This window comes from Ensifer sp. R-19 (assembly GCF_049905105.1).
Classification (GTDB): Bacteria; Pseudomonadota; Alphaproteobacteria; order Rhizobiales; family Rhizobiaceae; genus Ensifer.
In genome coordinates this window covers 1870085-1893579 of record NZ_CP184569.1, presented here as the reverse complement: position 1 = coordinate 1893579, position 23495 = coordinate 1870085, and the positions used below count along the sequence as shown (strand labels likewise).

At 62.2% G+C, this 23495-nt stretch carries 23 protein-coding genes and 2 pseudogenes; 12 read left to right on the top strand and 13 right to left on the bottom strand.

The window, feature by feature from the left end; all coding sequences use genetic code 11:
* Window positions 1-60: 60 nt before the first annotated feature.
* From ACN9MO_RS09190 to ACN9MO_RS09155, 8 genes and pseudogenes are all read right to left on the bottom strand, one after another.
* Entirely contained in the window at window positions 61-336 is a 276-nt protein-coding gene (locus ACN9MO_RS09190) for a metal/formaldehyde-sensitive transcriptional repressor (RefSeq protein WP_043619696.1), read from the bottom strand.
* A 27-nt stretch (window positions 337-363) separates the two neighbouring features.
* Window positions 364-1353 (bottom strand): CDF family Co(II)/Ni(II) efflux transporter DmeF, encoded by a 990-nt coding sequence (dmeF, locus tag ACN9MO_RS09185; protein WP_082616080.1) that lies wholly within the window; start codon window positions 1351-1353, stop codon window positions 364-366.
* A gap of 140 nt (window positions 1354-1493) precedes the next feature.
* The gene (locus ACN9MO_RS09180; RefSeq protein WP_113133106.1) at window positions 1494-2087 is read right to left on the bottom strand and encodes a hypothetical protein; all 594 of its coding nucleotides are present in this window, start codon (window positions 2085-2087) and stop codon (window positions 1494-1496) included.
* A gap of 197 nt (window positions 2088-2284) precedes the next feature.
* Window positions 2285-2661: pseudogene (locus ACN9MO_RS09175) on the bottom strand (DUF1638 domain-containing protein); the annotation flags it as partial.
* 46 nt (window positions 2662-2707) lie between these two features.
* Window positions 2708-3211 carry a ferritin-like domain-containing protein gene (locus tag ACN9MO_RS09170; RefSeq protein WP_057254133.1) on the bottom strand — a complete coding sequence of 168 codons (504 nt, stop codon included), beginning with the start codon at window positions 3209-3211 and terminating at the stop codon, window positions 2708-2710.
* Between the two features lie 173 nt (window positions 3212-3384).
* A complete protein-coding gene (locus ACN9MO_RS09165) occupies window positions 3385-3678 on the bottom strand; it encodes a hypothetical protein (protein ID WP_057254136.1) in 294 nt (97 codons plus the stop codon).
* A 62-nt stretch (window positions 3679-3740) separates the two neighbouring features.
* Window positions 3741-4058, bottom strand: a complete 318-nt coding sequence (locus ACN9MO_RS09160) for a hypothetical protein (protein WP_057254138.1) — start codon at window positions 4056-4058, stop codon at window positions 3741-3743.
* A 118-nt stretch (window positions 4059-4176) separates the two neighbouring features.
* A complete protein-coding gene (locus ACN9MO_RS09155) occupies window positions 4177-4395 on the bottom strand; it encodes a hypothetical protein (RefSeq protein WP_057254139.1) in 219 nt (72 codons plus the stop codon).
* 357 nt (window positions 4396-4752) lie between these two features.
* On the opposite strand from ACN9MO_RS09155, the pseudogene ACN9MO_RS09150 reads away from it, so the two are divergent.
* Window positions 4753-5362 (top strand): annotated as a pseudogene (locus ACN9MO_RS09150) (LysE family translocator).
* Between the two features lie 31 nt (window positions 5363-5393).
* Here the strand turns inward: ACN9MO_RS09150 and ACN9MO_RS09145 are convergent.
* Window positions 5394-6014: a DUF1638 domain-containing protein gene (locus ACN9MO_RS09145; RefSeq protein WP_113133105.1), complete on the bottom strand. Its 621-nt coding sequence runs from the start codon at window positions 6012-6014 to the stop codon at window positions 5394-5396.
* Between the two features lie 39 nt (window positions 6015-6053).
* On the opposite strand from ACN9MO_RS09145, the gene ACN9MO_RS09140 reads away from it, so the two are divergent.
* Window positions 6054-6212 (top strand): hypothetical protein, encoded by a 159-nt coding sequence (locus ACN9MO_RS09140; RefSeq protein ID WP_057254143.1) that lies wholly within the window; start codon window positions 6054-6056, stop codon window positions 6210-6212.
* Between the two features lie 120 nt (window positions 6213-6332).
* Here the strand turns inward: ACN9MO_RS09140 and ACN9MO_RS09135 are convergent, their stop codons facing one another.
* Window positions 6333-7031, bottom strand: coding sequence for a corrinoid protein (locus ACN9MO_RS09135; RefSeq protein WP_057254147.1), 699 nt, complete (start codon window positions 7029-7031; stop codon window positions 6333-6335).
* Window positions 7032-7365: 334 nt separating this feature from the next.
* On the opposite strand from ACN9MO_RS09135, the gene ACN9MO_RS09130 reads away from it, so the two are divergent.
* The 6 genes from ACN9MO_RS09130 (at window position 7366) to ACN9MO_RS09105 (ending at window position 14541) form a co-directional block, all read left to right on the top strand.
* Window positions 7366-8940, top strand: a complete 1575-nt coding sequence (locus ACN9MO_RS09130) for a trimethylamine methyltransferase family protein (RefSeq protein ID WP_057254149.1) — start codon at window positions 7366-7368, stop codon at window positions 8938-8940.
* Between the two features lie 107 nt (window positions 8941-9047).
* Window positions 9048-9749, top strand: a complete 702-nt coding sequence (locus tag ACN9MO_RS09125; protein ID WP_057254151.1) for a 4Fe-4S dicluster domain-containing protein — start codon at window positions 9048-9050, stop codon at window positions 9747-9749.
* Between the two features lie 262 nt (window positions 9750-10011).
* The gene (locus ACN9MO_RS09120) at window positions 10012-10539 is read left to right on the top strand and encodes a hypothetical protein (RefSeq protein ID WP_162733656.1); all 528 of its coding nucleotides are present in this window, start codon (window positions 10012-10014) and stop codon (window positions 10537-10539) included.
* A 548-nt stretch (window positions 10540-11087) separates the two neighbouring features.
* Window positions 11088-11837, top strand: a complete 750-nt coding sequence (locus ACN9MO_RS09115; RefSeq protein WP_057254462.1) for a phosphodiester glycosidase family protein — start codon at window positions 11088-11090, stop codon at window positions 11835-11837.
* 137 nt (window positions 11838-11974) lie between these two features.
* A complete protein-coding gene (locus ACN9MO_RS09110; RefSeq protein ID WP_057254155.1) occupies window positions 11975-12502 on the top strand; it encodes an RNA polymerase sigma factor in 528 nt (175 codons plus the stop codon).
* Window positions 12499-14541 (top strand): vWA domain-containing protein, encoded by a 2043-nt coding sequence (locus tag ACN9MO_RS09105; RefSeq protein WP_057254157.1) that lies wholly within the window; start codon window positions 12499-12501, stop codon window positions 14539-14541. The genes ACN9MO_RS09110 and ACN9MO_RS09105 overlap by 4 nt, the downstream gene beginning before the upstream one ends.
* Before the next feature lie 306 nt (window positions 14542-14847).
* Here the strand turns inward: ACN9MO_RS09105 and ACN9MO_RS09100 are convergent, their stop codons facing one another.
* Window positions 14848-15195, bottom strand: coding sequence for a hypothetical protein (locus ACN9MO_RS09100; protein ID WP_113133103.1), 348 nt, complete (start codon window positions 15193-15195; stop codon window positions 14848-14850).
* Between the two features lie 241 nt (window positions 15196-15436).
* Between ACN9MO_RS09100 and ACN9MO_RS09095 the strand changes: the two genes are divergently transcribed.
* The 3 genes from ACN9MO_RS09095 to ACN9MO_RS09085 all read left to right on the top strand — a co-directional run bounded on the left by ACN9MO_RS09095 (window position 15437) and on the right by ACN9MO_RS09085 (window position 19472).
* Window positions 15437-16072 (top strand): PAS domain-containing protein, encoded by a 636-nt coding sequence (locus tag ACN9MO_RS09095; protein WP_112995569.1) that lies wholly within the window; start codon window positions 15437-15439, stop codon window positions 16070-16072.
* A gap of 106 nt (window positions 16073-16178) precedes the next feature.
* Window positions 16179-17324, top strand: a complete 1146-nt coding sequence (locus tag ACN9MO_RS09090; protein ID WP_057254163.1) for an aminotransferase class I/II-fold pyridoxal phosphate-dependent enzyme — start codon at window positions 16179-16181, stop codon at window positions 17322-17324.
* A 177-nt stretch (window positions 17325-17501) separates the two neighbouring features.
* Window positions 17502-19472 (top strand): acyltransferase family protein, encoded by a 1971-nt coding sequence (locus ACN9MO_RS09085; protein ID WP_113133102.1) that lies wholly within the window; start codon window positions 17502-17504, stop codon window positions 19470-19472.
* A gap of 103 nt (window positions 19473-19575) precedes the next feature.
* Here ACN9MO_RS09085 and bmt read toward each other — a convergent pair whose 3' ends face one another.
* Both bmt and ACN9MO_RS09075 read right to left on the bottom strand, forming a co-directional pair.
* Entirely contained in the window at window positions 19576-20592 is a 1017-nt protein-coding gene (gene bmt / locus ACN9MO_RS09080) for a betaine--homocysteine S-methyltransferase (protein ID WP_113133101.1), read from the bottom strand.
* Between the two features lie 65 nt (window positions 20593-20657).
* The gene (locus ACN9MO_RS09075) at window positions 20658-22016 is read right to left on the bottom strand and encodes an O-antigen ligase family protein (protein ID WP_113133100.1); all 1359 of its coding nucleotides are present in this window, start codon (window positions 22014-22016) and stop codon (window positions 20658-20660) included.
* 371 nt (window positions 22017-22387) lie between these two features.
* On the opposite strand from ACN9MO_RS09075, the gene ACN9MO_RS09070 reads away from it, so the two are divergent.
* Complete coding sequence (locus ACN9MO_RS09070; protein ID WP_113133099.1) at window positions 22388-23257, top strand: D-alanyl-D-alanine carboxypeptidase family protein; 870 nt, start codon at window positions 22388-22390, stop codon at window positions 23255-23257.
* Window positions 23258-23495: the final 238 nt, after the last annotated feature.

Genomic DNA, 23495 nt, shown 5'->3' with positions numbered 1-23495 from the left:
GCAGCTTGGCGGGGGATGCCGCTGATTCCGGCGGCGGAGGCGGTGTGCTTTCCGCCCGGCCTATTTCATATAGGCGCGCACCACGTCGACCAGTTCGGCCGCCGCTTCATCCCGATCCTTTTGCGACAGGTCGGCCGCGGCCAGATGCATGTGGATGTGGTCCTCGACAACCTCCGCCATCAGGCCGTTGACCGCGCCGCGGATGCCGGCGATCACCTGCATGACCTCGGCGCAGCCCTTTTCCTCCTCAAGCATCCGTTCGACCGCCTCCATCTGGCCCCGGAGCCGCCGGACCCGGTTGATGAGCTTCTGTTTTTCACGGATGGTATGGGTCATCGGTCACTCCGGTTTCGGGCGCCGTCACTATGCGGCCCGTGCTTCCACCTCCACGGTGACATGCGACAAATCGTGAATGGCGGCAAGCTTCTCACGATAATAGGACGGTGCCCGCGGGTTGTCGGCGACAATCGAGACGATCGCGCCGTGGTGACCCGGTCCGAGCTGCCAGACGTGCAGATCGACAATCTCGGCATCTTCCTTGGCGACGATCTCGCCGATTTCTTCGGGCAGGTCTTCGCCTTCGGGAAGGTAATCCAGCAAGGTTGCGCCGGTGTCGCGGATGAGACCGAAGGACCAGCGCGCAATGACGATTGCGCCGACGATACCCATGGCGGGATCGAGCCACAGCCAGCCATAGATCGCGCCCAGACCGAGCGCGACAATTGCGAGAACCGAGGTCAGCGCATCGGCGAGGACGTGCAGATAGGCGGCGCGCAGGTTTCGATCCTGCCCGCCATGGTGTCCATGATGCGACCCGTGGTGATCATGATGGTGATGGGCGTGGTCGTCCTTCAGCAGCCAGGCGCACACGAGGTTGACGATGAGGCCGGCGACGGCGACGAGAATCGCCTCGCTAAAATCGATCGCCACCGGAGCGTTGAGGCGGCGCAGGCTTTCCCAGCCGATCAGCAGAGCGATGAGCGCCAGCACGATGGCGCTGGAAAAACCGGCCAGGTCGCCAAGCTTTCCGGTGCCGAAGGTGAAACGGCGATTGTTCGAATGCTTGCGCGCATAGAGATAGGCAAGCGCGGCGATCAGCATCGCGGCCGCATGGGTCGACATGTGCCAACCATCGGCAACGAGCGCCATCGACCCGAAGACCTGCCCGGCCACGATCTCGATCACCATCATCGTTGCGGTGATCGCGATGACGATCCAGGTCCGCCGCTCGTTGCGCTCGTGATTGCCGCCAAGGAAGACGTGATCGTGGCGCGCCGCGAGCACGCGTCCTTCGCCATGCGAATGCCCGTGGTGACTGTGGTGGTGATGATGGTCGTGTTGGTGATTGCTCATGCCGCTGGCTCCAATATTATATAGGGGGGTACCCTATATAAGGCTCGCCGTAAAGTGCTCGGTTCCTGCTTCCGCCGCCGTCAGACAATGTCGTTGCCGGCGGCAATGGGCGCTGGCGGCATCAGCCTCCGTGATCGGCTCTAGCCGGCTCGACCGAGGGCGATGGCCGAGCCCGTGAACGGCAGCACCCGCTTGTAGCCCACCGGCGTCGGCTCGATCTGCGTGGTGGCGGACGTGCCGAATTGCGTGATGCCCGCGCCGAGATAGTGTGCCACATCATGGCGGAGACCGCCGAAATCAAACGGTGCGCTTGCAATCAGGCGGGCCGAAAACACATTGGTGCCGAACAGCACGGCCGTCGTCCCAGCGATGGTGTCGGAGACCGTCGTCCCCACCACCAGGCTGGTCCGCCGGAACGTGGCGATGCATTCTCCCTTGGCGAAGGAGGTGGGGTCATCGAAGGTTCCAGCCGGCTTGCGCTGAAGATAAAGCGAAAATTCGCCGACCGGGTCGAGGCCGAGGGACAGGACACCGTTTGCTGCCGCTTGCGCCTTGAAAGGCTTGGCGGCGAAGGTGAAATGGGCAGTCGTTTCGCCCGGTTCTCCATCAAACATCTGGGCATCAAGAAAAGGCAGGTGCAGGAAATAGCCGTAGTCGGCCAACGTGCCGTCGTTCGCCTCGTAGAAGCGGCCGGTGGCGTACCAGGCGAGTTCGGCGGAAAGCAGTGCGCTCATGACGGGCAATCCTGTGGTCAGCGGTGGAGTTGCAGCCAGCAGGTTGTGCAGCGTTCTGTCCTATGCGGGAAGGCCCATCGTGGCGCGTGTGCCGGTCGGAGCGCCCAATCAGCCGATAGAGTAAATGCGCGCTAGCAGGGCCAGCGTGTGATGCCCCAACCTGCGACACCGCGCGCCATGCGCGACAAGTCGCATACTCACGCCCTGATCAGCGAGGTCGCGAGATCGCCATAGCCGGTGAAGCGGTACTCGTATTCAAGCCCGAGATAGTCCGCCGCCTTCTTCGCCTTTTCCTGCAGGGCCAGATCCTCCTGCTGCGAGAGATAGACCAGCTTGCGGTAATGGCCGAAATACATGTCCCTCAGCTCCGGATGCCGGTCCAGGCCGAGCGGTTCGATGACGAAGGTTTCGAACTGGCGGGCGAGGAAATCGGTGAGGAAAAAGGCGGTGATGTCGTCGTCCCGGCGGCGGGCGAAATCCCTGTTGCGGGCGAAGAAGGAATAACGGTGCGGGCCGGGGATGCGCTCGACCTCTTCAATTCGCAGAGAGGGTCGAGATGGCCGCCGGAACCGCAGCCTTTGCCCGGCTCGATAAAGGATCAAGCCGGGCTGGTGCTTGTGTCAGGCCGCTTTTTCGGCGGACTGATTGACGACCTTGGTGGCGATCGCGGTCAGGGCAATGTCCGTCGCCTGCTCTTCGTCGAGCGTCGTCTGAAGCAGCTTGGCGGCGTCTTTCATGCCCAGTTCCAGCGCCCAGGTCCTCAGCGTGCCATAGCGTGACATTTCGTAGTGTTCGACAGCCTGTGCGGCTGCAAGCAGTCCGGCGTCGAGCGCGGGCGAGCCTTGATACGCTTCCATGATCGAGGCGCCTTCCTTGGTGATGCCCATGATCGCGTCACAGGTCTTCTTCTCAGGCTTCTTGCCGATGATCTTGAACACTTCGTCCAACCGCTCGACATGGACCTTTGTCTCTGCGAGATGCTTGATAAACGCGTCCTTGAGCGGCTTGCTCTTGGCGGCATCGCGCATCTTCGGCAGTGTGTCGACGATCTTGTTCTCGGCGAAGTAAACGTCCTTCAACGTATCGTGAAAAAGCACGTCCAGTGTCTTGATGTCCTTGGCCATGATGGCTCCTGTTGTTCGAGGGCTCACTGTCATGTTCCAGGCGACGCGCCTGGCCGTGCTGGCTGCCCGTGAGCGGCGGCCAGATAGCAGAAATCGGACGGTTGGAACGGCGGTTACAGTTCGACGGGTAGAGCGACGACTGAGCGTCTCGACCGCAAATCTGTTGCCTGTGTTCAGCCGAGATCGTGGTTCTCTCGGGGCAATGCTGTTCGCATGTCAACGATCGAGTCGCGCTTCGCCTCGGGCAAGATGCCCCGTGTTTCATGCCATAGGGCACATTCAAGGAGCGAAGCCTCGTCGGTATTGCCGAACCGAAACTCATCCATAATGAATCTGGCCAGGCGGTCGGCATGGTCGCCGGGACGCTGAATACATATTTTCGAGTAGGTCGCTTCAAAAACCCTCCGGACCACCACGATGTCGTGGGGGCTGAGATTATGGCCCGTCAGGTTGGGCAGCGTGTACATCGAATTCTCCCTTCCGGCGCCGGAATAGCGCACGCGATCAATCGGTTAGCCGCAAGCGGCGGTCAGGCCGCAGGCTTGGCGACGACATCCGAAACGGCGCCGCCCTCGTCATCCCATCGGTCAATCGCCTCGGCTTTTAACTGTGCCGGCGTCTGATGTTCGCCGTTTGAGGCATCCGCACGCTCTACAAGTGCTGCGGCGAGCGTCGCACTGGTGTCGATGCCGCTTTCGAGAGCAGTCATCAGGAAGCGTGCCGCGGCAAGCCGTCCGGCCGGATCTGCCGTCGCTGTCGTTCCGTAGAAACCGGCAACGGTAAGCACCTCGACCAACAGGCTGAGGTCGTCTGAATCAAGATAGTGTTCTGGATTGCTGGAAGACATTACGTCCTCCTTTGGTTGGGGCGCAGGCACGGAAAGGCCTGTTTGCGACAGCGCCCGCTTCAATCGCTGTCGATGGAGCACCCTGCACGCGTTGTCGCGCCAGCGCAAAGAACTTCACTCAAGCACCTTGAGTGTGTTTCGACTGGTCCCGGGGCGCCATTATGTCTCGTGCGTCCATCGCATTTGCCAGATCGAGCCGGCGGGGGCCGGCCTTTGCGAAGATTTCGCGCGCGGCAAGCGGTGGCAGGCGATAGGCCACAATGAACTCTTCGAGATCGTAGACTGCGTCCCAGCCACGAAGCAGGGCCTCTTTGTCATACTTGAAATGCCTGGTCACTGGAGACGCTCCCGCGTGTTGGATCGGTGCTTGGCGCAAAGACGGCCAATTGTCAGGCGGCAGAGGAAGCGTCAGGGGTGGAGATATGATCTGGTAGCTAAACGAGGTGGAGCGCACATGGTTCCAAAATAAATTCTGAAGTCGACGAGATTTAAATTGAATAGTTACAGATCGTGAGGCCTGGTTTTTCTCGAGATATGTTTTCGAGTGTTTCTTCTCTTGAAGATTGTTTCGGTTTGTCTTGCGCATGTCATTGTATATGCGCGTGGATCCAATTTTTTGTGTGTTTGTCTATTTGTGTAGGTCGAGCGATCGTGCCTATATGCTTGGATCGAGGAATTTTCCCAGGCCTTAGCCATGACCCTTGCTGTTATCTCCACATATGCTCTGGCACTGTTCCTGGCCGCGGTCACTCCGGGGCCTGCCATGTTCGCGGTCATTTCCACCAGCATCAGCCGCGGTGTTGGCCCGGCGCTGGCCTGTGGCTTCGGTATCGCGCTCAGCGATATGGTGCTCGTAAGCGTCGCACTTGCTGGCGGTCATTGCACAGACGTTCGGCTGGCTGTTTCTTGCCATCAAATATGCTGGCGCCGGCTATCTGATTTTCCTCGGATATCGGATGTGGCGCGCGGCTGCGACGGTTGAGGCGGAGGTGGCATCGGGCGAGCGCAGATGGATGCGCTCGCTGGCGCTTGGCGCTGCCATCGGCTTCGGCAATCCGAAGGCGATCCTCTTTCATGCCAGCCTGATGCCGCTGATCCTCGACCTCGAAAGCCTTGATCGCTTCGGGATCGGGACGGTGCTTGCCGTCGTTTTCGCGGTCAATGTTGTCACGATGGGTGGCTATGCGCTCTTGTCTGCGGCATCGTCACGGTGGTTCCGCACCACCCGGGCGGTCCGGGCGCTGAACCGGGTGGCCGGCAGCGCCATGATTGCCACCGGCCTCGCGATCGCCGCGCGCAGCTAGATCTGCCGCGGCCACTTCGGCCGCCGTTCCATCACGCCCTGATCAGCGACGTCGCCAGATCGCCGTAACCGGTGAAGCGATATTCGTATTCCAATCCGAGCGTTTCGGCTGCCTTCTTCGCTTTTTCCTGCAGGGCTTTGTCCTCCTGCTGCGAGAGATAGACCAGCTTGCGGTAATGGCCGAAATACATGTCGCGCAGCTCCGGATGCCGGTCCAGGCCGAGCGGTTCGATGACGAAGGCTTCGAACTGGCGGGCGAGGAAATCGGTGAGGAAAAAGGCGGTGATGTCGTCGTCCCAGCGGCGGGCGAAATCCGCGTTGCCGGCAAAGAAGGAATAACAGTGCGGGCCGGGGATGCGATCGACCTTTTCCTCCTCGCATAGCCGGTCGAGATGGCCGCCGGTGCCGCAATCAGCATAGGCGACGAAAATGCGCTCGAAGCCTTCGGCGCGCGCCTTGGCGATCGCGTCACGAATGCCCGGCGTGATCTTTTCAGGCGTGTTGTGCCAGATGGCGGGCAGACAGTTGAGGTCGATATGGGCGAGCCCGTTTGCCTCGCAGATCGCCAGGATTTCGCGCGCGATGGCGCCACAACCGATCACGTGAACTTTTTTCGGTTGTGCACGTTCTATTGCCGACGATATTTTTTCCATCTTGATTCCATGTGGCTATAAGCGGGAAGGAACCTGACCATGACAGTAAAGACCCTTGCAACCGTCGGCGCCGTTCTCGTCGCCCTGTCAACGCTCACCGCCTGCGGCAACACCATCCGCGGCATCGGGCAGGATACTGCAAACACGGTCAACGCGACACAGTCGGCCGGCAAGAAGGTGGCACACTCCGTCAACTAAGCCTGACGGCGAACGACTGGGCACGGCCTCCGTCACCCACGCCGAACCAGCCAGACATAAGAAAGCCCGCCGCGGATTTCACCCCTGCGGCCGGCTTCGTCATTTCATGGCCTTCGGAGCTTAGCCAGCTGCCAGGCGGTTGTGCTTGCGCTTCATGAAGTCCTTGGCGGTTTCGACGGCGATCGCCGCGTCGCGGCAATAGGCGTCGGCGCCGACGGCCTTGCCGAATTCCTCGTTCAGCGGCGCACCGCCGACGAGAACGACGTAGTCGTCGCGCAGTCCCTTTTCCTTCAGCGTGTCGATCACGACCTTCATATAGGGCATGGTGGTGGTCAAAAGCGCCGACATGCCGAGAATGTCCGGCTGCTCGCGCTCGATCGCTTCGAGGTAGTTCTCGACCGGGTTGTTGATGCCGAGGTCGACGACGTCGAAGCCGGCACCTTCCATCATCATGCCGACGAGGTTCTTGCCGATGTCGTGAATGTCGCCCTTAACGGTGCCGATCACCATCTTGCCGAGCTTCGGCGCGCCGGTTTCGGCGAGAAGCGGGCGCAGGATCGTCATGCCGGCCTTCATGGCGTTTGCCGACAAAAGCACTTCCGGCACGAACAGGATGCCGTCGCGGAAGTCGATGCCGACGATGCGCATGCCTTCGACCAGCGCCTGGGTCAGGACATCGTAGGGCGTCCAGCCGCGCTTGAGCAGGATGTGGGTCCCGTCCTCGATTTCTTCCTTCAGACCGTCATAGAGGTCGTCGTGCATCTGCTGCACAAGTTCTTCGTCGGAAAGGTCCTCGAGAATGATTTCATCGTCTGCCATATTGGGGTTCCTCGGTTCCTGGCACGGCCGCGCAAATATTCCGGGCGCGTCCATCAATCCATAGCGTTCGATTTCTAAAAATCTGTTTTCGAAAGCGACGTCGCATATGACAAAAAGCGACGGGAGGCAGCTTCTTTTGACGCCTGCATATTCTTAACAAAAACAATATATTCGCGCCACGCGGTTTTTGGCGTCCTGTGGTCGCTTCTCGGTAGTGTTCGAGTTGCGCCACTCCTTGGCGCATTGAGACCCGCAAGGCCCCCTATGCTTGGTAGCATTAGGACCAATTGATGCTTGAAGGCGCAAAAAGTGATGCGCGGGAGAGGAAAAGCGAATGAGCGACGTGACAGATCAGGGCGCGGGTGAAGGCGGCGGTCGCCGCTCGCGTGGCGAGGGACGGGGAGCGGCAGCACGGCGTGCGTCGCGCACCGGGGGCGGTCCGGGACCGTCTCTGCCCTATATCCAGCGCAAGATTCGCGAATATGAGGTCCTCGACGAGGAAGGCCTGCAGCTCATCGAGCGCAATGCCGACACGATCCTTGAGGAAATCGGCATCGAATTCCGCGACGACGCCGAGGCGCTCGAACTCTGGAAAGAGGCCGGTGCCGACGTGCGCGGCCAGCGCGTGCATTTTCCCAAGGGGCTCTGCCGCGAACTCCTGAAGACGGCGCCTTCAGAATTCACCTGGCATGCCCGCAATCCGGAGCGTAGCGCCCAGGTCGGCGGCAAGGCGACGATCTTCGCGCCGGTTTACGGCCCGCCCTTCGTGCGCGATCTCGAGGGCAACCGCCGCTATGCGACGATCGAGGATTTCCGCAATTTCGTGAAGCTCGCCTATATGGCGCCGTCGATACATTCGTCGGGCGGCACGGTCTGCGAGCCGGTCGATATCCCGGTCAACAAGCGCCATCTCGATATGGTCTACAGCCATATCAAATATTCCGACAAACCCTTCATGGGCTCGGTCACGGCGCCGGAGCGCGCGGAAGACACGATCGCCATGGCGAAGATCGTCTTCGGCGATGAGTTCGTCGAAAACAATTGCGTCACGCTGAACCTGATCAACGCCAACTCGCCGATGGTCTTCGACGAGACCATGGTCGGCGCGCTGAAGGTCTATGCCCGCCACAACCAGGCCTGCGTCCTTTCGCCGTTCATCCTGTCGGGCGCCATGAGCCCGGTGACGGTTGCCGGCACGCTGACGCAGATCCTTGCCGAAGTTCTCGCCGGCGCCTCGTTCACCCAGCTGATCCGCAAGGGCGCGCCGGTTCTGTTCGGCACCTTCGCCGCCTCGATCTCGATGCAGTCGGGCGCACCGACCTTCGGCACGCCGGAGCCGTCGCTGGTTTCCTATGGCGCGGCCCAGCTCGCGCGTCGCCTGAAGCTGCCGTTCCGTACCGGCGGCTCGCTCTGCGGATCCAAGGTTCCGGATGCGCAGGCCGCGCACGAATCGGCGAGCACCCTGAACATGACGCTGCTTGCCGGCACCAACTTCGTGCTGCATGCGGCCGGCTGGCTCGAAGGCGGTCTCGTCTCGTCCTATGAGAAATTCATGATCGACCAGGACCAGCTCGGCATGATGCAGAAGATGGCCGAGGGCATCGATCTCTCCGAAGAAGCCCAGGCGCTCGACGCAATCCGCGAAGTAGGCCCCGGCAGCCATTATCTCGGCTGCGCCCATACCCAGGCCAACTTCCAGACCGCGTTCTATCGCTCGCCGCTCGCCGACAACAATTCCTACGAACAGTGGGAAGTGGAAGGCGAAAAGCGCATCGAGCAGCGCGCCAATGCGCTCGCCCGCACGTGGCTGGAACACTACGAGGCGCCTTATCTCGATCCCGCGATCGACGAGGCGCTCAAGGACTACATTGCCAAGCGCAAGGACTCGATGCCGGACGCTTTCACCTGAAAGGGTCCCGAGCGAGCCAGGGAGCAAGGCGGCGCGGCGCAGGTGGCCGACATGATCCAGAAGGAGGTCTGGCGCCCGCATTACGAACACCAGGGGCCGAAACCGAAATGACGGCGCCTTCCGCGACAGCGGACAAGATTGTCGAGATGGTCCGTGCGGCGCTGGCGCCGCACGGACTTTTTTTGCGCGGAACGGTGAACGTCTCTTCCGCAGAGGCGGCACCGCTGCTGACCGATGGGCGACCGGCGGCAAGCGTGCTGCTGATCGGCAATATCGGCGGCTCGCTCTGGCAGGCCTTCAGTGCCTGGCGGGAGGGCCTGCCGGATCGTGGCGGCACTGATCCGCTCGACACCTGGTCGAAGGTGGTGATCGGGCCGGTTGCCGCAGCCTGCGGGGCGACCGCCTATTTCCCATCCGATCCGCCCTGGCAGCCTTTCCAGCAATGGGGGATGCGGGCCGAGGACCTCAAGGCTTCGCCGCTCGGCATCCTCATCCATCCGCGTTACGGGCTCTGGCACGGTTATCGTGGCGCCCTTGCTTTCGACAGGCCGCTTCCCGAAACCGGCGAGCGGGCGGCGCAGCACCCTTGCGATCGTTGTGCCGCAAAGCCCTGCATGTCAGCCTGTCCAGCAAATGCGCTTGTCGAAGAGCGCTTCGATGTCGGCCTCTGCCGCGGGCATCTGCGCAGCGAAGCGGCCAGGGGTTGCCTGTCGGCAGGCTGTCTTTCGCGCGATGCCTGTCCTGTCGGGAGTGACTATCGCTATCGTCAGGAACAGCTTCGCTTCCATATGGCAGCGCTTAGCCTCTAAAGCTTGATCCCGGTGGGTCCGCAGTTTTCCTCTGCATCACGCTCTAACTTACGAGAATCGATCACCTTTATGACTGGGGTCGGCGCCCCAAAATCGCTGTGGTCTCGGCCGCCCGGCTGACCTCCTTGTCTGCAAAGATGGTGCAAATCTCCAAAATGACTAAAATTGGAGATGTCTTGGAAAGATAATATTATCGAATTTACACCGATCTGGACGGCGTGGCGTTGGAGTCCATCGTATGAGAGGTAGCCCAGTCGTATCCGTGAGTAACTATCCTCCGCACCTTTCGCGTGAGGAGGTGGAAGCGCAGATCTCTCGCCTTAACAGCATCCACGCCGCAAACAGCCAGGTCCTCGATGAAGCCTTCAAGCGCCTGCTGGCGATCGGCGCCGGCCATGCCGCCGTCATTGCCGCCTGCATCACCGGCTTCGATGCGCTGGTGGACCGTTCGGTGTTTTCGGGCGGTTTCCTTCCCGATGCCATCGACCTGCTCCGGAAATTCGCACTGACCGTCAGCGCCCTTGGCCTGTTCCTGACCTTCCTGGCGATCGGCAACAATTTCGGCGAGGTGCAGAAGGAAGCGAAGCGCCATGCGGTGAAGCTCGCAACAACGCTCAGGGAAAAGCGCCTGCTGCTTTCGCTGTCGCAGGATGTGCTGAACCGCGATCCCAAATCCTATTTGCTCGCAGGCGTCGGCGGCTTTGCCTGCCTCTGCGTGATCTTCGGGCTGGCGGCCGCGGCCGGGTGCTACGGGCTTGTGATTGCTATGGGTTTTCTGGTCAGCAGCTGACGGCATACGGTGATTGCCTTAGTCAAGTCGCATCAATCGTTCTGATCTGACCGCTGACGGTAGTTTCTATAGGAAAGCGAAAGGACCGAAGTTTGCGAGTAAACCGGAGGACAGCGGTTACTGTTGTTGTGTGTATCGCATTCGCAGCCTTCCTTGTTTGGCTCGAGCGCACGCGAAGAACTGCTTTCCTTTCCCTCATTTGCTGCGCGGGCGAAAGTGAATTCAGTCGGAGATTTTGTCGAAAGAGCGGATTGGGTGGTAATTGTACGGAAGCCGCAGTCGAGGCTGGAGGCTGATTCTGAATACGACATGGTCAAGTATGAAGCGATTGCAAACTTAAACGAAAGAAAATTCACTGTTCTCTATGGTTCATGCCGAAATGTTATTAATGTTGGTGACGAAACACTTTGATTTGTCCGTGGACATTTTCTGAATATTTATCCTGAAGGCAGCGATAGCTGCTGCCTCCGTACATCGTTTCCGACCCCGCGCCAGAACCGCCGCAATCTCCGTCATGCTTGGTGGCTGATTCGATTGGACCTTTCGCCATGCCGCTTTTTCCAAAACCTTTTCTCGTAGGTGCCGTTCTTTCCGCTGGTCTTGCCGGTCCGGCGGCTGGCGCCTGCCGTGACGTCAGCCATCTCGGGCAGGACTATGTCGCCTGCAGCTTCGATCCGGCGACAAGCGATATTCGCCTCTACAATAAAGACCAGGCGGGCGTGCCCTTTCGCTCCTTCCGGGCGCTGTCACTCGAACTGCGCCACCGTGAGGAGTACATGGCCTTCGCCATGAACGGCGGCATGTATCACGACGACCTGTCGCCCGTCGGCCTGCACATCGAGGAGGGGCGCGAGCAGGCGCCGCTCAACACCAATACCGGCTGGGGCAATTTCCATCTGCTGCCGAATGGGGTGTTCTACATCGACGACGGCAAGGCGGGGGTGATGGCGGCGGAAGCCTATCGTGATGCCGGGATCACACCGCGCTTCGCCACGCAATCCGGGCCGATGCTGGTGATCGACGGAAAGCTGCATCCGCGCTTGCTGCCCGATAGCACCAGTTTCAAGACCCGCAACGGCGTCGGCGTGACGGACAAGGGCGAGGTGGTCTTCGTCATCTCGAAACGCCCGGTGCGTTTCCACGATTTCGCGACGCTCTTTCGTGACACGCTTGATTGCCCCAATGCGCTTTTCCTCGACGGCACGATTTCCAGCGTCTACGCGCCCGAGATCAATCGTCACGACCGGCTGTTTCCGATGGGGCCGATGATCGCCGTCGTCGGGAAGTTTCCCCGCTGATTTTCTCTGGACGCGGGATGCGGGCGGAAAACCGCACGCACTTTTCCTCATCCCGCTCGAAAAAAATATGTCTTCCACCCAAGGATCGGGCAGCCTGCAACGTCTAAGGTTCAAATGAGGTGAGGGCGGGCACGGATTTGGACGCTGAACTCGTCGAAAAGGCGGTAAGTGGAGACCGGCAGGCTTTTGGCCAGCTGGTCGAGCGACACTATGATTTTGTCCATGCGGTCGCCTGGCGCTGGTCCGGCAATGTGTCGGATGCCGAGGATATCGCCCAGGATGTCTGCCTGCGCTTAGGGGGCGCGATCCGTGGTTTTCGCGGCACCAGCCGGTTTCGCACCTGGCTCTATACGCTGACTTTGAATGCCGCCCGCGATCACAAGAGACGGCAGGCGCGCGATGACCGGCGCATGCAGGCCTATGCCAGCGAACAGGCGACGATCGCTCCGCCCGAGGATCCCGATGAGGAGCAGCGCGAGGCGCTGTGGGCGGCGGTGCGGGACCTGCCGGAAAAGCAGTGCGATGCGGTGCTGCTCGTTTACGCCGAGGGGCTGAGCCATGCGGCTGCCGCCGACGTGCTCGGATGCTCGGAAGCAACCATATCCTGGCATGTGCACGAGGCGCGCAAGCGACTGAAGACATTGCTCGGCAAGGAGGCCGTGTGACGATGAGCGACGATTTCGAAAAGCTCTCCGGGCTCACCCCGCCGAAGGCTTCCGCGGAAGCGCGCGCCCGCGCGCTCACTGCCGCCATGCAGGCCTTCGACGAGCGGCAAGAAAATTCGACTGCCACCCAAGGATCGGTCCAGCCGGTTCGTCAAAGCTCCATCTTCAACCGGATATGGAGCCCTATCATGAACCGGAAACTGCTTGCCGGATCGGCACTCGCCACCCTGCTCGTCGTGCCCGCCGCAGCCTTTCTGACGCTCGAACTGACGCGCAACGGTGCGCCCTTCGGCGAGAGCGCGCAGGAGATCGCGCTGAAGGACGAGGCGAAGAAGGAAGTGCAAAGGCAAAGGCCCGAGCCGCAGATGGCGGCCAAAAAGGCGGCCACAGATGAACTCGCGCGCCAGCGGGAGGCAAAAACCCTGGAGGCGCCCGCCAGCGCAGCGGTGGAGAGCGAGGCCGCAGCGCCCGCTGCGGATGCAATGGCCAACGGCGTTGCGCGCGACAGCGCCGCCCCGCTGTCGGCCGTCGGTGGCATGCAGCCGCAGATGACTTATCAGCCTGCGCCGATCGCCCAGGAGAAGAGCCTGATCGCACCGCCGGAAAACCGCGAGCGCTTCGGCAAGGCCGACAGCAATCCGGTGAAAAGTGTTGTGACTGACCCGGTCTCGACCTTCTCGGTCGATGTCGACACGGCAGCCTACGCCTTCGTGCGCCGCTCGCTGATGGAAGGGCAGATGCCGGAGCGTGACGCCGTGCGCGTCGAGGAGATGCTCAATTACTTCCCCTATGATTGGCCGCGCCCGGAAACCGCCGCCGAGCCGTTCAAGGCGACGGTGACGGTGACGCCGACGCCTTGGAACGGCGGCACGCGGCTGATGCATGTGGCGATCAAGGGCTACGACGTCGTGCCAGCGCAAGCGCCGAAGGCAAACCTCGTTTTCCTGATCGACGTCTCCGGCTCCATGGACGAGCCGGACAAGCTGCCATTGTTGAAGAGCGCCTTCCGGCTGCTCGTCGAGAGATTGAAGCCTGAAGATACGGTTTCGATCGTCACCTATGCCGGCAATGCCGGAACGGTGCTGGAGCCGACAGCGGTGAAGGACAAGGCGAAGATCCTTTCGGCGATCGATACCTTGCAGCCGGGCGGTTCGACCGCCGGCGCCGAAGGTATCGATGCGGCCTATGCGCTCGCCGAGAAAGCCTTCGTCAAGGGCGGGGTCAACCGCGTCATGCTGGCGACGGATGGCGACTTCAATGTCGGTCCGTCGAGCGACGACGACCTGAAGCGGCTGATCGAAGACAAGCGCCAGAGCGGCATCTTCCTGTCGGTGCTCGGCTTCGGCCGCGGCAACTACAACGACGCGCTGATGCAGACGATCGCCCAGAACGGCAACGGCACGGCGGCCTATATCGACACGCTCGCCGAGGCACAGAAGACGCTGGTGGAGGAGGCGGGCTCGTCGCTCTTCCCGATCGCCAAGGACGTCAAGCTGCAGGTGGAGTTCAACCCGGCGGCGATCGCCGAATACCGGCTGATCGGCTACGAGACGCGCGCCTTGAAGCGTGAAGACTTCAACAACGACAAGGTGGACGCCGGCGATATCGGCTCCGGCCATAGCGTCACGGCGATCTACGAGGTGACGCCGACGGGCAGCCCCGCGGTGCTGAACGACGACCTGCGCTATGCGGAGGCACAGAAGCCGGCGGCAGAGGCAAGCCCGCATGGCGGCGAGCTCGCCTTCCTGAAGATCCGCTACAAGAAGCCTGACGGCGACAGGAGCGAGCTGATCACCACGCCGGTGACCGAGGCCAATGCAGTGCCGGCGCTCGCTGAGGCGCCCAACGATGTCCGCTTCTCCGTCGCGGTTGCGGCCTTCGGGCAGAAGCTCTCGGGCGTAACGGCCCTCAACGACTATGCCTATGACGCCGTCATCGACCTCGCATCGGCTGCCAAGGGCGCCGATCCGTTCGGCTACCGCGCCGAGTTCGTCAATCTGGTGAGGTTGGCGAAGGGGCTCGGCGGTTCCCGCAACTGAGTGGCAGTCCGCTTATCTCCGCGCTCAGGGAAGCCCCTCATCCGCCTGCCGGCACTTCTCCCCGTCATTACGGGGAGAAGGGACGAGCGGTGACGGTTTTGCCCATCGCGAGGCGGAGATTGAACGACGAAACGTTTGAGGTCTGGCACTGGAGCGGGCGCCTAGCTGTTCTCTCCCCGCCTGCGGGGAGAGATGTCCGTCAGGATAGTGAGGGGCAATCATTAGAGGCAGGCGCCGCGCTGCACCAATTGCCTGCCGCGCTCGATATCTCTCCCTGCTTGCGGGGTGAGAGGCAGCGCCGCGTGCTCACGCCTTCGGAAAAGCGCGGTCCAGGCCGCCGGCCTTCGAAAGCCCGGCCTTGAACGCCTGGTAGGCGGCGTGCTGGCTGGAGCGGCCGGCTTCCATCAGGCGCATCTGCAGGCGGGCGGGTGCGGTGTTGCCCAGCCACTCGCCGAGCTTTTCCAGTTTCAGCGAGTTCAGGAACTTGGCCTCCGAGGCGAGGTCGAGGTGGCGATAGAGGCCGTCCATCAGACGCTCGTCCTGCTCGGGGTTTCCCATCAGCAGGCGCAGGAAGGACTGGTCGGCTTCGGCGAAAGCCCCAAGCTTCTCGGCGACCGTATCCCGGTCGGGAAAGGAGGCTGGGCCGGCGTTCATGTAAGTCTCCCGTCTGCGTTTCCGACCGCGCGGCGCGTCTTGTGAGGCGCGCATGGGGTCGCTGTAGCACGTTGAATTGCTGCATGTTTTCGTCCGTTTCCGGTACGAACAGGCGAGCAGCGAATCTTCCTGTCATCGGGGATAGGCCAGCGGCTATCGGTACGCAAGCTGCAGCGCATATGTCATTCCTGAGCAAATCGTCCAATATTGACAATAAATCCAAATTCAGAAATAAGCGGGCATGACCATTGCACCCGCCTTCGCCTCCATCCTCGCCACGCATGCGCCGACGGCCGCTGCGATCAGCGCCTTGCTCTATCCGCATGGAGAGGTCGTGCTGCATGACCTCAGGACGGGTACGATCGCGGGGATCTGGAACTGTTTCTCCGGTCGCGCAGTCGGCGAAGATTCGCTGATTGAAGACGAATTCGCCGCGGTCGGCAGCGCCGACGCCGTGCTCGGTCCTTATGAAAAAACCGGCACGGATGGCCGCCGCTTCAAGTCGATCTCCGCCGTGCTGCGTGACGGGGCGGGCGAAGCGGTCGGCCTGCTTTGCATCAATCTCGACATGTCGATGATCGATACGGCGGTGAAGCTGCTTTCGGCTTTCGCCGGCGCCGAGCAGCCGAGGCCACAGGCGCTCTTTGCGCGCGATTGGCGCGAGGAGATCAATGCGACGCTGCATGGCTGGCTGAAAGAGCGGGGGCTGGCACTTTCGGCGTTGAAGCGGAGCGATCGCGTGGCGCTGGTCGCCGCGCTCGACGCGCGCGGGCTGTTCCAGACGCGCAATGCCGTCGATCACCTGGCAAGCCTCATCGGCGCCTCGCGTGCCTCGATCTACAATTATCTTGCTGCGGCACGCGGCGAGGCACCCTGATTTGAAACACGCGCAATTCCGGACGGAGACCGCTTCGCGTCTCTCGGCAGTTGCCTGATCTGCAACCGTTTCGCGCGCCACCAGGCGCCGAGAGGAGGAGACTTCCATGACGACCTTGCCCGATTTCCGGCTTGAAACCCATTTCTCTCGCTGGGAGTTCAATGCCCGCCACCATATGACGGCGAGCGACAGCCAGACGATAAGCATGAGCGATCTGCTCGCACTTGCCGACGACGGGGACCGCGCCGCCTGGGACAGCGTGACGCTCGGCTACACCGAGACCTATGGCGCGCCGGCGTTGAGAGCGGCGATCGCTGCCACCTATGAAGGGCTTTCGGCCGCAGACATCCTCTGCTTCGCCGGCGCGGAGGAGGGGCTCTATTGCGCCATGCTGGCGCTGCTCGGGCCGGGTGACCACGCTATCGTGACAGTGCCGAACTACCAGTCGATGGAAACTTTGCCGGTAACGATCGCCGGTGCCGTCACCGGCGTGCCGCTCCGGCCGGAAAACAACTGGCGGCTCGATATCGCCGATGTCAGGGCGGCGTTGCGCCCGAACACCCGGCTGATCTGCATCAACTTCCCCAACAACCCGACCGGTGCCATCGCCGACCAGGCAACGTTCCGGGCTCTGGTGGCGCTCTGCGCCGAGCGCGGCATCCATCTCTTCAGCGACGAGGTCTATCGCGGCCTGGAACGCGATCCCTCGCTTCGGCTGCCGCAGGCGGCCGAGTGCTTCGAGCGCGGCATCTCGCTGAACGTCATGTCCAAGGCATACGGGCTTCCGGGCCTCAGGATCGGCTGGATCGCCTGTCGCGACCACGCGCTGCTCGAGCGCATGGAGAAGATGAAGCACTACCTGTCGATCTGCAATTCGCGACCGTCGGAAGTGCTGGCGACGATCGCGCTCAAGGCCCGCGCTGTTATCCTCGATCGCAACCGGGCGCTGGTCGCTGCCAATCTCGAAAAGCTCGGTACCTTCTTCGCCGAGTTTCCCGATCTCTACGAATGGCGGGCACCTGACGGAGGCTGCGTCGGATTTGCCCGCTATCTCGGCGCCGACGGTGTCGAGACCCATTGCCGGCGTCTCGTGGAGGAGTCGGGCGTCTTGCTCCTTCCTTCGAGCCTCTTCGTTTCGGATCTTCTTCCGGTCGCAACCGATCGCTTCCGTGTCGGTTTCGGCCGCAAGGATATCGAGACCGGGCTCGATGCCTGGCGCCGGCATCTCACAGGGCTTCGTGCATCGGTCTGACACCCGCGAGCCGAAGGATATCTCGTGTGCTCCCGCGGCGGCCTTCGGTCGCCGCGGCGCCGGTTGGCGGCCTGTGCCCAGAAATCGCGCGAATGTGGATATAGACCGGGCAGCAATGGTCCTGTCGTTAGGGCCGTGTTAACCAGCGGCCCCTGCCACCGAGTGTTCCCCCTGCTGATGCATTACAGACCCGAAATCGATGGACTGCGCGCGCTTGCCGTGGTGCCAGTCCTCCTGTTCCATGCCGGTTTCGGCCTTGTTGCCGGCGGTTTTGCCGGCGTCGACGTCTTCTTCGTCATTAGCGGCTTTCTGATCACCTCGATCATTCATCGCGAAATCCGCGACGGAAGCTTCAGCATTGTCCGCTTTTACGAGCGGCGGGCCCGCCGAATTGCACCTGCGCTCCTGCTGGTTTGTGCCGTTTCGATCCCTTTCGCGCTTCTGTGGATGTTGCCGCAGGAGCTCAACACTTTTGGCAAGAGCCTCTATGCCGTGAATTTCTTCGCCTCGAATTTCCTGTTCTGGGATCAGACGGGATATTTCGAGCCGAGCACCGATCTGATGCCGCTGCTGCACACCTGGTCGCTGGCGGTCGAGGAGCAGTTCTATCTCGTCTTTCCGCTGCTCCTGCTTGTGCTGCGCCGTGTGTCTGCGGCAACTACGCTGAAGGTCGTGCTGGCACTCGTCGCCTTGAGTTTTGCGATGACGCAGCTCCTGGCGCGGGTCGATCCGGCCGCGAATTTCTATCTTCTGCCCAGCCGTTTCTGGGAGCTTGGCATCGGTGCGGCCCTGGCGCTTATGGGCGCCGCGAGGCTCGATCTGGCAAAAGGCCGCCGCGAACTGCTCTCGGGCCTCGGCCTGGCCGCGATCATCGCGAGCTACCTCTTCGTGCCGGAATCGGCCTTCTATCCCGGCTTTACGACGGTGCCCGTGGTGCTCGGAACGGCGCTGGTTCTTGCCTTTGCGCACGGCGACACCGCCGTCGGCCGGCTGCTGTCGCTGAAGCCGCTGGTCGCGATCGGCCTCATCAGCTACAGCCTTTACCTCTGGCACCAGCCGGTGTTCGCTTTCGCGCGGCTGAGGGCGATCGATGGGATCCCGGCCGAGGGCTATGCGCTCTTGATCGCGCTGTGTTTCGCGCTCGCCTATCTCAGCTGGCGTTTTGTCGAGCAGCCCTTCCGCAATCCCAAGCGCTTCGGGCGCGGCGCGGTCTTCGGCGCAACGCTTGCCGCCGGATCGGCGGCGATCGCACTCGGCTTCGGCTTTGATGGTTCGGACGGACTGGTTGCCCGGAACCGCGAGCTCGCGCAGTTGACACAGCCGAGCGTCGGTCTCGGCAAGAAATGCGACGCCGTCGCCGATCTCGCATGCGCCACCAGCCCGAAGCCGGAAGTTGCGGTCTGGGGCGATTCCTTTGCCCGCCATCTCGTCGATGGCGTCATCGCCTCGAAGCCGGACGTGCGGCTGGTGCAGCTTGCCAAGAACAATTGCGGGCCGTTCCTGAACCTGGCGCCCGTCGTTCCCCGGCTCGGTCGCAACTGGCCGCAGGACTGCGCGCGTTACAACGACGACGTCCGCCGCTTTCTGCTCGCCAACCGGTCGATCCGCTACGTCGTTCTGTCCTCGCAGCTCAGCCAGTATCTGCAGCAGGAGACGGTGCTCGTCGACGGCCGCAAGGAAATGCGGTCGGAAGTGAGCCTTCTCAGTGATGGCCTGCGGACGACGCTCGCCTGGCTGAAGGCCAACGGCTTCGAAGCCGTCTTCGTGGCGCCGACGCCGCATGACGGCCGCGACACGGGGCTCTGCGTGGCCAGGGCACGGTTGCTCGGCGAACCGGATCAGCGCTGCGAGCCGGCGCTGAAGGACGTGCGCAAATATGATCAGGACGTGCTCAAGGTGGTCGCCGATATCGCCGACGAATATCCGGTCGTCAGCTTCATGAACTATCTCTGCGATGCGGATAGCTGCAAGGTCGAGGACAAGGGTGTCTCGCTCTTCGAGGACTTCGGGCATTTCTCCGAGCAAGGATCTCGCCAGATGGGCCGAGCCTTCGACTTCTACCGCTCCTTCATCCAGGCGGCGGAGCGCGATGCTCTTTCCTGGCGTGAGCCGGGCACTCTGCCGCTCTTCGGGAGCGCCGATCTTTAACGGCGTGTGCCACCACCGGGCGCTGTTCATCAATCTCCAAAAGCAAACGCCCCGGATCGTGCGATGCCGGGGCGTTTGCTTTTGATTTGGCTTGTCGCTCAGATCAGGCGCGGCGGCTGCGACGCTCGCGGGCCGGCGCGGCTGCCGTTTCGTTGGCGGTCTTGTTGCGCAAGGGGCCGATCCTTTCGATGATCAGATCAAGCGTCGGGCGCTCGCGGCGCACGTGCTCGTCGAGTGCCACGCGCATGGCGGCGAGGTGGTCGCAGGTGGTGCCGCAGCAGCCGCCGATGATCTTGGCGCCGGCATCGGCCGCAAGCCGCACATATTCGGCCATCAGCGGCGGCGTGCCGGAATAGTGGATCTCGGAGCCGCGGAATTCCGGAATGCCGCAATTGCCCTTGACGATCACGGTCGCCTCAGGGGCGGCTTCGGTCATGTCGAGCAGCGAGGAAAGGATGTCCGAAGCGCCGACGCCGCAATTGGCGCCAACGGCCACGGGCCCGTTGCCGAGATCGCTGACGACACCGTGGATATCCTTCGGATGCAGGCCCATCATCGTCTTGCCGGCGGTGTCGAAGGAGCCGGTATAGACGTAGGGCAGGCCCACCTTGGCAGCTGCTTCGGCGGCGGCGCGGATTTCGTCCGGCGAGGACATGGTTTCGATCCAGGCGACTTCGGCGCCTCCGGCCTTCAGGCCTTCGATCTGCTCGATGAAGGCGACAACCGCGTCCTCATAGGAAAGCGCGCCGAGCGGAATCAGCAGTTCGCCGGTCGGGCCGACGGAGCCGGCCGTGATGACCTTGCGCGGTGCCTTGTCGGCAACGGCGCGGGCGATCTCGGCGGCGCGCTTGTTCAGCGCATGCACGCGGTCGTCCGCCTGGTGCAGCTTCAGGCGATGGCGGGTGCCGCCGAAGGTGTTGGTGAGGATGATGTCGGCGCCGGCGTCGACGAAATCCTGGTGCAGCTTGGTGATGTTCTCCGGCTTGCTCTCATTCCAGAGTTCCGGCGCTTCGCCGGCCTCGAGCCCCATGGCGAAGAGCGACGTGCCGGTGGCGCCGTCTGCGAGAAGAATGCCTTTTTCGGCAATGAGGGCGGAGAGGACATTGGATGCTGCGGTCATCGGTTTTTCCCGGCTAGAAGAGATTGCAACAAGATATAAAGATATCTTTATGTCTTGGCAAGCGTTCAGCGTCGGGAGGCTGGCGCTTCCGCGCGCATGCTCATGCGGCCGGCAAGCCCGAGCCCGAAGACGGCAAGCGCGGTCAGCAGCCACATCGGGTCGGCACGATTGAGGAAGAAGCTTTCGAGCATGGCGTTATAGGTCATGAAGATGACCACCATAACGCAGAAGTCGGCGAAGATGCGCGCCTGCGGGCGACGATAGGCGCGGATGTAATCGAAGAGCGGTTTGACGAAGAGGAGGGCCGTCATCAGAATGCCGCCCGGCGCGCCGAACATCAGCACCGCGTCGAGATAGCTGTTGTGACCGGTAACGATGCCGCGCACGTCCCAGCTCGCCTCGAAATTCGCTTCCATTCCCATGATCACGGGCGATAGCCAGAAACTCGCATAGCCCTGGCCGAGCCACGGGCGCTCGGCGATGCTGGCACTGGCGAATTTCCAGATGTCGTCGCGGCCGGTAAATGTCGGATCGTCGATCAGGGCCTTGGTGATCGAAAGCAGCGTGTCGGAATAGATGGTGCCGAGGGTCAGGCCGAAGATCAGAGCCGACATGGCGAGGTGGGCGAGGATCATCAGGCTGGGGCTGCGCACGGCGCGCCCGGCAAAGACGAGGCCGATCGCGATCGGCAGGAAGCCGATCGTTGTCTTCGACCCGGTATGAAGCACGAAATTGGCCGCAAGAAGCGTGATTGCCCAGCCGCGCAGCGGCGCACCGGCACGCAGGCAATAGATGCCGAACATGCAGAGGATGGAAAAGACCGGGGCCGAGACGTTCTTGTGCAGCAGATGGCCGCGCCAGAAGCCCGCATGCCAGGGTTCGTCGCCGAGGGCCGAATGGATGGCGCGGTCTGGCGCCACGAAGAGCGCGGCATAGTCGATCAGGATCAGAAGCAGGATGGCGTTGGCGCCGGCATTGACGAAATCTCGCTCGCTCCTCGGCAGCACCAGCACGCCCGCCACCATGATCATCGCAATGAGGCTCAGCGTCAGGCCGCGGGCGGAAGCCGCAGGGTCATAGGACTGCAGGCAGGAGAGATAGGCGATCGCGAAGATCGCGATCCAGCTCGGCGAGACCAGGCGGGCCAATATCCGCCTGTCGACCGTAAGCAGCATGGCGAACAAATAGACCGCGCCGAGCACCAGGTAGCCGACCTGGTTGATGATATTGCCTTCGTTGGCGGCGTTGGGGTCCGTGGTTACCGCACCCTCAAACGGGATCAGCGTGAAGACGATGAGGAACAGGCCAAGGCCCGAGAGCAGCGCGGCAAGACCGTGGACGAGCTCCGCCAGGCCGGCATCGAAGGCAGCCGGCACCCGCTGACGTTCGGTGGATAGGTTTGCCGTGGCTGAGTTCGGGTGCATGGCCTGCCGAAACGGGTGGAAGTTTGCCGCGCCGCGGGCGACGCCTTCGTTTGTGAACCCACGCCGGTGTCGCCGTTGAGGCTGGCCGGGCAGGGGAGACGGTCACCTTGGCGCAATCAGGTTAAACCTCGGTGAAGCGCGAGATGGTCCTGCCCGCGGCGACGGCTTGGTGCCTCGGTCGCCGGGAATGTGATATTTGCAGACGGATTGCCGCAGGTGCTTGCCGCGCCGGCCTCCTACCCGTAAAAAGGCGGGGATGTCTCGGCCGTGGAAAACGCGGCCGCTGCCGTTTTCAGCGGCATGTCTTCCATAATTCGATCACGATTTTCGTCCCGAGGTCGTTCGATAGCGTCGAAACGAGAAAACACGATATGCAGTCCCTTATCCGTATGGGCGCGTCCGCCGCGGTCTCCGTGAGCCTGCTCATTGGCAGCGCCTCCTTTGCCGCTGCCGGGCAGGCGCATTTTGTCGTCAACGCCGAGACCGGCTCGATTCTCGAAGCCGACAATGCGGACGAGCTGAACTTTCCGGCCTCGCTGACGAAGATGATGACGATCTATCTCGCCTTCGAAGCGCTGAAGAACGGCACCCTGCAATGGGACCAGAAGTTGACCGTTTCCGAACACGCCAACGGCCTTGAGCCGTTCAAGCTTGCCGTCGGCGCTGGCCGCCAGATCACCGTGCGCGAAGCGGTCATGGGCATGGTCGTGCTTTCGGCCAACGACGCAGCCGTCGTGATCGGCGAGACGCTTGCCGGCAACGAGCCCGCCTTCGGCGAGATGATGACCCGCAAGGCCAAGGCTCTCGGCATGAGCCACACCGTGTTCAAGAACGCCAACGGTCTGCCGGATCCGGCCCAGGTGACGACCGCGCGCGACATGGCGACGCTTGGTCTCGCGCTGATGCGCGACTTTCCGACCGAGTTCCAGCTCTTCGCCAACAAGACGATCGAGTTTCGCGGCATGAAGCTGCGCGGCCATAACGGCGTGATGAAGCGCTACGAAGGCGTCGACGGCATCAAGACCGGCTATACGGACGCGTCCGGCTACAACCTCGTCACCTCCGCCAAGCGTGGCGGCACCCGGCTCGTCGCCGTCGTCATGGGCGGCAAGACTGCACAGGCGCGCGACGACGACATGATCGCTCTGCTCGACAAGTTCCTGCCGCCGAAGGAAGACGCGAGTGCTGCCAGCGTTGCCGAGCCGGCTGCAGCGGCAACGGCAGCGACCACGACGAACTAACACGCGTTTCGATTTCGATTGTCGGGGGGCAGACTCGCCTTCCGATACAGGTTCAATCCGCCTCTAAGCCGAATCTTCGGTTCTTGTGATTGATCATCGGCGAGAAAGTCTGCCCCTCACCCTAACCCTCTCCCCGCAGGCGGAGCGAGGGGACGTGCCCGGTCGCCAACCGCCAGCCATTGGCTGGGGAGCTGGATGATCTTGTCAGGTTAGGGAATGCGGCCTTGCCGCGAGTCCC

What these genes read in the sequence shown, in the direction of transcription:
- ACN9MO_RS09190 (WP_043619696.1), bottom strand. Translation starts at nt 336, where the DNA reads ATGACCCATACCATCCGTGAAAAACAGAAGCTCATCAACCGGGTCCGG.
- dmeF (WP_082616080.1), bottom strand. Translation starts at nt 1,353, where the DNA reads ATGAGCAATCACCAACACGACCATCATCACCACCACAGTCACCACGGG.
- ACN9MO_RS09180 (WP_113133106.1), bottom strand. Translation starts at nt 2,087, where the DNA reads ATGAGCGCACTGCTTTCCGCCGAACTCGCCTGGTACGCCACCGGCCGC.
- ACN9MO_RS09170 (WP_057254133.1), bottom strand. Translation starts at nt 3,211, where the DNA reads ATGGCCAAGGACATCAAGACACTGGACGTGCTTTTTCACGATACGTTG.
- ACN9MO_RS09165 (WP_057254136.1), bottom strand. Translation starts at nt 3,678, where the DNA reads ATGTACACGCTGCCCAACCTGACGGGCCATAATCTCAGCCCCCACGAC.
- ACN9MO_RS09160 (WP_057254138.1), bottom strand. Translation starts at nt 4,058, where the DNA reads ATGTCTTCCAGCAATCCAGAACACTATCTTGATTCAGACGACCTCAGC.
- ACN9MO_RS09145 (WP_113133105.1), bottom strand. Translation starts at nt 6,014, where the DNA reads ATGGAAAAAATATCGTCGGCAATAGAACGTGCACAACCGAAAAAAGTT.
- ACN9MO_RS09140 (WP_057254143.1), top strand. Translation starts at nt 6,054, where the DNA reads ATGACAGTAAAGACCCTTGCAACCGTCGGCGCCGTTCTCGTCGCCCTG.
- ACN9MO_RS09135 (WP_057254147.1), bottom strand. Translation starts at nt 7,031, where the DNA reads ATGGCAGACGATGAAATCATTCTCGAGGACCTTTCCGACGAAGAACTT.
- ACN9MO_RS09130 (WP_057254149.1), top strand. Translation starts at nt 7,366, where the DNA reads ATGAGCGACGTGACAGATCAGGGCGCGGGTGAAGGCGGCGGTCGCCGC.
- ACN9MO_RS09125 (WP_057254151.1), top strand. Translation starts at nt 9,048, where the DNA reads ATGACGGCGCCTTCCGCGACAGCGGACAAGATTGTCGAGATGGTCCGT.
- ACN9MO_RS09115 (WP_057254462.1), top strand. Translation starts at nt 11,088, where the DNA reads ATGCCGCTTTTTCCAAAACCTTTTCTCGTAGGTGCCGTTCTTTCCGCT.
- ACN9MO_RS09100 (WP_113133103.1), bottom strand. Translation starts at nt 15,195, where the DNA reads ATGAACGCCGGCCCAGCCTCCTTTCCCGACCGGGATACGGTCGCCGAG.
- ACN9MO_RS09095 (WP_112995569.1), top strand. Translation starts at nt 15,437, where the DNA reads ATGACCATTGCACCCGCCTTCGCCTCCATCCTCGCCACGCATGCGCCG.
- ACN9MO_RS09090 (WP_057254163.1), top strand. Translation starts at nt 16,179, where the DNA reads ATGACGACCTTGCCCGATTTCCGGCTTGAAACCCATTTCTCTCGCTGG.
- ACN9MO_RS09085 (WP_113133102.1), top strand. Translation starts at nt 17,502, where the DNA reads ATGCATTACAGACCCGAAATCGATGGACTGCGCGCGCTTGCCGTGGTG.
- bmt (WP_113133101.1), bottom strand. Translation starts at nt 20,592, where the DNA reads ATGACCGCAGCATCCAATGTCCTCTCCGCCCTCATTGCCGAAAAAGGC.
- ACN9MO_RS09075 (WP_113133100.1), bottom strand. Translation starts at nt 22,016, where the DNA reads ATGCACCCGAACTCAGCCACGGCAAACCTATCCACCGAACGTCAGCGG.
- ACN9MO_RS09070 (WP_113133099.1), top strand. Translation starts at nt 22,388, where the DNA reads ATGCAGTCCCTTATCCGTATGGGCGCGTCCGCCGCGGTCTCCGTGAGC.